The sequence below is a fragment of the Bacillus sp. JJ722 genome (assembly GCF_036963345.1).
GTDB lineage: Bacteria > Bacillota > Bacilli > Bacillales > DSM-1321 > Bacillus_AD.
In genome coordinates, this window is the sequence record NZ_JBALMO010000282.1 from 1 (window position 1) to 1,566 (window position 1,566).

Annotated in this window: 1 protein-coding gene; it reads left to right on the top strand. The window is 32.4% G+C overall.

The window, feature by feature from the left end:
• The first annotated feature begins 132 nt into the window (after window positions 1-132).
• On the top strand, window positions 133-1,335 hold the full coding sequence (locus tag V7014_RS23855; protein WP_335511033.1) for an MFS transporter: 1,203 nt from the start codon (window positions 133-135) through the stop codon (window positions 1,333-1,335).
• Window positions 1,336-1,566 lie beyond the last annotated feature (231 nt).

Genomic DNA, 1,566 nt, shown 5'->3' on the forward strand with positions numbered 1-1,566 from the left:
AAAAGTGATTGAAAATCACTTTTCGGACAGCCCCTTTTTGCATTTTTATCCAAACTGAAAAAACATATATAAAAAGTTTCAACAAGGACATATTAACAAATGAATTGAATGCAGAAAGGGAATTGAGGAGGAATGAAACAATCAAATCAAACAGTTAGTAAGTGGTGCTTAGTAAGTATGGCATCTATTCCACTGGTTATGACTTTAGGAAATAGTATGTTAATTCCAGCGCTACCGTTAATTGAACAACAATTACGAATATCCGCGTTTAAATCAAGTCTACTCATTACTTGCTATTCTATTGCTTCTATATTGCTAATACCGATTGCAGGATTTCTTTCTGATAAATTTGGCAGAAAGAAAATCATTTTGCCAAGTTTAGCAATTGTATTGATTGGAGGATTAATTTCTGGGATTGCTGCTTCGAAAATGGAGGATCCATATTGGATGATTATTTTTGGGCGGATTCTACAAGGGATAGGTGCCTCGGGAGCAGCTCCGATTGTTTTGCCATTGATTGGTGATCTATATAGGAATGATGACGATGCAAGCTCTGCTTTAGGAATAATCGAAACATCTAATACATTCGGCAAAGTTCTCAGTCCGGTATTAGGAGCGGTTTTTGCTTCAATTGTTTGGTATCTGCCATTTTATTTAATTTCTCTTTTTAGTTTAATATCATTAATTCTTATTTGTATCTTTGTAAAAACACCAAAGAAAAAAATAACATCTATTCCAATGAATAAGTTCTTAGCCAATGCTAAGAAAATATTTCATAAAGAAGGTAGATGGTTATACACCTTATTCATAGTGGGTGGTTTCGTTATGTTTATTTTGTTTTCTCTGCAGGTGTTTTTATCAAGTCATTTAGAAACACAATTTCACTTGAAAGGTGTTAAAAAAGGACTTGTATTAGCAATCCCGTTGCTTTTCTTATGTATCTCATCTCTTGTAAGTGGAAAGCTGATCAAAGGAAACAAGCAAATAATGAAAAAAATTATTATAGCAGGGTTGCTTCTTCAGGCGGTCACACTTACCTTTTTTAAAGAATATGATTCCCTTTTCTTATTGTTAACTATTATTAGTTTAAACGGTATCGCAATCGGGAGCATCTTACCGACTTTAGATGCGCTGATCACAGAAAATATTGAGAAATCACAGAGGGGACTCATAACATCTTTTTATAGTTCTGCAAGATTTATTGGTGTGGCTGCAGGACCTCCATTTATGTCGATGTTAATCAAAAAAGATTTAACAATCGCAACTTACAGTGCTGCAATTATTACTTTGTATTTAACATGGCTAGTAATAAGAAAAATTCAAGTAAATGAATGAAGCTCAGGAACTTCTCACCAAGCAGGAGAGAAGTTTTTTTTGTTGAAAAATATCTGTATTAATACACAATCTGTGCTATAACAAGTGTGGATTTTTTAAACTGTAACATTTTTTTAGTTTGGTAGAAATTCAATAATACCAAGGGTTTCAATGATTATTTGGAGTATTTGTTTTCATTTATTTTAATTTTTTTCAAAAAAGGTTGTGACAAATATGAAAGTAATGTTATAC

Coding starts and splice junctions, on each gene's coding strand:
- V7014_RS23855 (WP_335511033.1), top strand. CDS start 133: ATGAAACAATCAAATCAAACAGTTAGTAAGTGGTGCTTAGTAAGTATG.